Below are 5,875 nucleotides of genomic sequence, written 5' to 3'. Positions count from 1 at the left end.
ACGTATTAGCGGCTGACCCGGATTTCTTCCAGTTATTTAGCTTTCCTCTGAAAGAGGGTGATCCTAACCAAGTACTGCAAGAACCCAACGCCGTGGTAATGACCGAAGCAACTGCCCACAAGTACTTTCAGGAACAAGACCCACTGGGGCAAAGTATCTTCATTGATGATACGCCTTTTCAGGTAACTGGCATTATGGAGCCAGTGCCCGAAAACTCGCACGTACATTTTGACATTGTTTATTCCTACTTATCTGACCCTAGCAGTGAAACCGAAAGCTGGGGCAACCTTGTTGCAGCCACCTACTTTTTGCTGAACGAGAATACGAGCATAGCAACAGTAGATGCCCGTTTGGATCCTTTATTGAAAAAGTATCTGGCGGAGTACGAAATGTTTCAAGCGAGAGGCTATGTAATAGAAATGTTTACCCAACCACTAACTGATATACATTTACACTCCCACATCCTTGGTGAGTTTGAGCCCAACGGCAATATCAAATACCTGTATATCTTCGGGGCAATTGCGCTCTTCATTTTGCTGATTGCCAGCATTAATTTTATGAACCTTTCCACTGCTCGCTCCGCTGATCGAGCCCAAGAGGTAGGAGTTCGTAAAACGATGGGTTCAATGCGCAGTACACTAATACGTCAGTTTTTAGGTGAGTCGATTTTGCTTAGTCTGCTTTCGGTACTTTTAGCCTTAGGTTTAGTCGAACTGCTTAGAATTCCTTTTGTCCAAATTGCGGGTACAGCTATTCACGTACCACTATTTACTGCGTGGTTTCTTCCAGCGGTTTTATTACTAGGCATTACTGTGGGAATATTGGCTGGCAGTTACCCAGCCTTTTACCTAACTAGTTTCAAACCAATTGAAGTAATGAGAGGACAACGGTTAGGTGGCGGTAAAAATACCTGGTTACGTAACTCGCTGGTAGTCTTTCAGTTTGTCGTTTCCATTGGGCTAATCATTTGCACATTGGTGGTTTACGAGCAGTTGCAGTTTATTCGTAACAAAGACCTGGGTTTTAATAAAGAAAATATTATCGTACTGAACGACGGCGAGGCTTTGGGAGCTAATGCCGATACTTTTCGCGAGGCTTTGTTGAACCAAAGTGAGGTATTGAGTATAAGCTTTACCAATGTATCACCTCTAGCGGGGTACCCAGAGTACATTATTACCCCCCAAACTGAGAGCGATAGTATCTACCGAGAAGAAAATGCCCTAGTACTCAGCAGCCTCACGACCAGCCATGATTATCTGTCTACCATGGGCATTCGCCTGAAAAAAGGACGCAACTTCTCTCGCGAAATTGCAGCGGATTCGGCGTACGGTGTCGTTATTCTAAACGAACAGGCTGTTAGAGCCTTAGGATTAAGCGATCCGGTAGGCAGCAGATTAAAGATTGGTGATATGTATGAAGCAGAGGTGGTGGGAATAGCCGAGGATTTTCACTACAAGTCTCTGCACTCAACCGTAGAACCACTAGTCATGATTCTTTCCGACGAACAAAATTATGTGGAGGTAGAAGTAGCCTCAGACGATCTACCTCAAACCCTCACCATGCTAGAACAGCAGTGGAACCGGCACGCCGACGGCACCCCGTTTGATTATTCGTTTCTGGACGAAGATTTTGACCAACTGTTTCAAGCCGACCAGCGAGTGGGAATAATCTTCGGTGGCTTTACTTTGTTAGCCATCATTATTGCCTGTCTGGGCCTACTTGCCTTAGCGGCTTTTATGGCCGAACAGCGTACTAAGGAAATTGGTATCCGTAAGGTGCTGGGGGCTTCCGTCAAAAATATTGTACTGCTGCTTTCTCGGGATTTTACTAAGCTAGTTGTGATTGCCTTTGTGGTGGCTACTCCCCTCGCCTACTGGGCGATGCAGCAGTGGCTTGCTGACTTTGCCTACCGCACCGAGATTGGACTAGGAATATTTGTACTAGCCGGAGTAGCTGCCTTACTAATTGCCGGATTAACGGTAAGCTTTCAGTCAATAAAAGCCGCCCTAGCCAACCCAGTAGACTCACTAAAGAATGACTAACTTAATGGTAAAGGTTGGCCGCCGCGCGGTAGAAGGTATAGGGTTTAAGATATTTACTTTTTACCTTTCACTTATGCTAAAGAATCGCTTTACTATCGCGCTCGCAATAATCGTTACGACTGTAGGATGCGCCGACAAAAGCTACCCGGAGGATATGACGGGAGCGGAACGAGAAGAGTACTACCGAAAATTCAATGAATCTAAGACTGATGAAGAATGGGAAGCCATTCGCGCTCAAAGAAAACTGGAAGAAAAAGACAATTCTGCAAATGAAGCAGTAGAAAATAGCGATCAACGGAAAGGTTCAATTTCGTTCAGTATAAAGAACAATAGCATTTTCTCGAAAAGACTTCGGATAGACGATAATGTTCTAGATTTCAAGCCACTAGGAAAAAGGTACTTTGGGTTTAAACCTGACACGAAAGTATTTTTAATTCAGGATGGAGAAGCCGATGAATACCTATTCACGATAACCAAAGGCGATAGAGGAAAAGTGTTCAAGATAGCTGAGTGATGAATTGAGCGACCTGACACGCAAAGCTTACCCCCATACTAAAATTCACAACATATTCACCGCTTGTTGAAAGTACGAAATTAAAACTTTAGCGTATCAAAAACATACACTACACTGTATCAAAACCGAACATTCCGCTTCATCCTTTTTCAGTGATTCGTAATTAACAATCTCACATTCAACCACTTGAGATTTATAGTAATTTTTGGAATCAGCCTTGTGATTAACTTATCAGAAACTTAATTCTCACTGTTATGATACTCAGTTTCGACGTTATCACGCTAGTTTTGACCTTGTTCAGCGGATTTACTGGAACTTATGCCGCACTGATTGGCAACTCAGACAAAGGTCCAGCACCAATAACCAGAACGGTCAAAGCTAACAGCATCATTACTACGGAAATATTGCGCGACAAAACTACCTCCCGAGAGGATTTAATTCATGCCTGTAAATTTCTAGCCGACGAAGGTGTACAGTTGACGTTTGAATCACTAAATATCCGAAGGAGTTTTCTAGGAGTACTGGGGAAGAAACGTATTTCTCAAGCTAAAGGAAAGGTTGAACTTCCTAACAGTTCCAATGAAGCGTTCGAGGCCGGCGATGCTATCAGCTTTCATTCCATCAAAATCACATATACCCAAAATACCACCACCAACACTTTCGCCATCAATATGGTAGAAATCGAAGGTGGAAGGTCAAGGGTTAGAAGGTAAAAGGCGACCGTCGCCCGGTAAACTTACCCTTCACCCCTTCAACCTCTACCATCAACCATAGATAGTTATGATAAAAAAATATTTCACTCTCGCATTTCGACACGCTTACAAGCAGAAGTTCAATACGGCAATTAACGTGGTAGGACTTTCGGTAGGAATAGCTACTACTTTATTTATCACTTGGTACGTGATGGACGAATTGCGTTACGACCGCTTTCATCAGGATGCCGAACGGGTATTCCGGGTGGTAACCAACGGGGGCGAAGGTTACCAACTGGCCACCACCCCCGCCCCACTGTACGAAGCCATTAAACAGGATATTCCGGAAGTGGAAGCGATCGCCCGCGTGTTCTCCTGGAACCACTCTACCATGCGCTTACCCAACGAAGGAACCGAAAAAGTCTTCCGAGAAACATCCATCTACATTGCTGACTCTACGTTTTTAGAGGTGCTGGACTTCAATCTGATTGCGGGTGATGAGCGAGCATTGCAAGCTCCCCAAGCATTAGTACTAACCAAAGCCACTGCCGAGCGGTACTTCGGAACCGGAGCGGTAGAACGGGGCGAAGTGCTGGGAAAAGAAATTCTATTCGGGGGCAGTCGTACCGCTCGAGTGGTGAGCGGAGTAGTTGATCCCCCTTCCGCTACGCACCTTCCCTTCGATATGCTGGTTCCTCCCACCGGTTACGGAGAAATTACTGACAATGATAACTGGGCCTGGAATGTTATGTACACCTACCTCAAAGTGCAGCCCGACGTAGCGAATAACCCCGCTCGGATGGCGGGTTTAGCTAGCAAACTGGAGCAGATTGCGGAACAATACGCCCAACCTTTTCTGGATAAGAATGACTTTGGTCCAGAGGAAAATGTCAGTCTGACGTATGAATTGCAGGCCGTTAACGATATCCACTTACACTCTGATTTGCTACGCGAGCACCAAGCCAACGGAAGTATTAATACGGTATATACGCTCGTTATCATTGCTGTACTAATCTTACTACTAGCCTGTATCAACTTCATGAATTTGTCTACCGCTCAGGCCAACCGCCGAGCCAAAGAAGTTGGGGTTCAGAAAGTGCTAGGCTCGCCACGTCAGCAGCTTATTTTTCAGTTCTTGCTCGAATCAATTCTTACCACCCTCGTGGCAGTTTTGCTTGCTCTGGGTACGGTAGAAGCTCTGCGGATTCCCTTTAATACGCTTACGGGCAAGGAGCTTACTTTTGACTGGTGGCAACATCCAACGCTGTTGCTAGCCATTGCCGGAGGTGTATTTTTGGTAGGGCTAATTGCTGGTAGCTATCCAGCCTTTTACCTCTCAGCTTTCCGCTCGCTTAATGTACTGAAGGGCCAAGCTGCTTCTTCCCTACGTAGTGGCCAATTGCGCAATGTACTGATTGTCTTTCAGTTCGCGGTATCTATTAGCCTGATTATCACGACGGGGTTGGTCGTAAAGCAGTTACAGTTTATTCAGACGAAGGATATTGGCTACGAGCGAGAGAACGTGTTGGTGATTAAAAATGATAAGGAAATTCAAGACCGTTGGGAAGATTTTAAAGACGCCCTGCTCAACCAGTCGCGGGTGAAGCAGGTGAGTTTTGCTACCGGATTACCTTCCCAGCCCAACCGCGTGATGCGCGATATTCGCTCCGAAGGAGCCAGCGGAGGCCAGGGTATGCAGTGGTTTCTGATTGATCCGGATTACATCAATACGCTAGGAATGGAACTGGTTGCCGGACGAGGCTTCCAGGAAAGTCGGGCTTCCGATCGGGACGGAATACTGCTGAACGAAGCTGCTGTGAAAATATTAGGACTAACTGATCCGGTGGGGAAAACCATTATTAAAAATGAAGGGGCGAACGATGAAGAACGCTTGCAGGTGCTAGGAGTCATTAAAAACTTTCACTTAGAATCGTTCGACCAGCCAGTGAAACCAGTAGCCTTCCAAGTCTTCTCTCCTACATTTTTGAGTGATTACGTAGCGGTACGACTCACGACCGGAGATGCTACCGAAGGAGTGGAGCAAATTAGGGATGTTTGGACCCAATTTGAGCCGGACAATCCATTGGTTTACTCATTTCTCGATCAGGACTTTGACCAAATGTTTCGGGCTGAGCAACGACTCGGAAGGGTGTTAAGTGTTTTCACGGCATTGGCGGTGTTAGTGGCCTGTCTGGGTTTACTAGGACTGATTGCCTTTGTAGCCGCGCAACGGACCAAGGAAATCGGTATTCGTAAGGTGCTAGGAGCTAGTATTCAACAGATTACCTATCTTCTATCTAAAGATTTTATTCGCTTGGTGCTCTTTGCCTTTGTACTAGCCGCTCCTTTGTCCTACTGGCTGGCGGAGAGCTGGCTGGAGAACTTTGCATATCGTACCGAAATTGGCGTTGGTATTTTTGTGCTAGCCGGAGTATCGGCTCTACTTCTCGCTGGACTTACGGTAAGCCTCCAGTCTGTTAAAGCTGCGTTAGCCAATCCGATAGACTCACTACGTAATGAATAACCTAAACAATGAACAGTTGCTAATTGCTAATTGCTAATTGCTAATTGCTAATTGGATAAAATTATGATTAGAAACTACTTCAAAGTTGCTTTTCGCTCAATGT

The 5,875-nt window shown here is 45.6% G+C and carries 4 protein-coding genes; all 4 read left to right on the top strand.

The features are described from left to right. On the top strand, positions 1–2,042 hold a 2,042-nt coding region (locus WBA23_RS17500; protein ID WP_424583577.1), incomplete at its 5' end, for an ABC transporter permease. After that, positions 2,035–2,556, top strand: a complete 522-nt coding sequence (locus WBA23_RS17495; protein ID WP_424583576.1) for a hypothetical protein — start codon at positions 2,035–2,037, stop codon at positions 2,554–2,556. The genes WBA23_RS17500 and WBA23_RS17495, both read left to right, overlap by 8 nt. A 254-nt stretch (positions 2,557–2,810) precedes the next feature. Beyond that, positions 2,811–3,269, top strand: coding sequence for a hypothetical protein (locus tag WBA23_RS17490; protein ID WP_424583575.1), 459 nt, complete (start codon positions 2,811–2,813; stop codon positions 3,267–3,269). A 67-nt stretch (positions 3,270–3,336) separates the two neighbouring features. Continuing rightward, positions 3,337–5,772 carry an ABC transporter permease gene (locus WBA23_RS17485; protein WP_424583574.1) on the top strand — a complete coding sequence of 812 codons (2,436 nt, stop codon included), beginning with the start codon at positions 3,337–3,339 and terminating at the stop codon, positions 5,770–5,772. Positions 5,773–5,875: the final 103 nt, after the last annotated feature.

Origin of the sequence: Tunicatimonas sp. (assembly GCF_049647865.1) — a bacterium.
Classification (GTDB): domain Bacteria; phylum Bacteroidota; class Bacteroidia; order Cytophagales; family Cyclobacteriaceae; genus Tunicatimonas.
Note: the sequence above shows the minus strand (reverse complement) of the source record. Positions and strands in the feature narration are given on the sequence as shown.

Excerpts from the sequence above, each read along its gene's own strand:
- WBA23_RS17495 (WP_424583576.1), top strand. The coding sequence starts at position 2,035 with ATGACTAACTTAATGGTAAAGGTTGGCCGCCGCGCGGTAGAAGGTATA.
- WBA23_RS17490 (WP_424583575.1), top strand. The coding sequence starts at position 2,811 with ATGATACTCAGTTTCGACGTTATCACGCTAGTTTTGACCTTGTTCAGC.
- WBA23_RS17485 (WP_424583574.1), top strand. The coding sequence starts at position 3,337 with ATGATAAAAAAATATTTCACTCTCGCATTTCGACACGCTTACAAGCAG.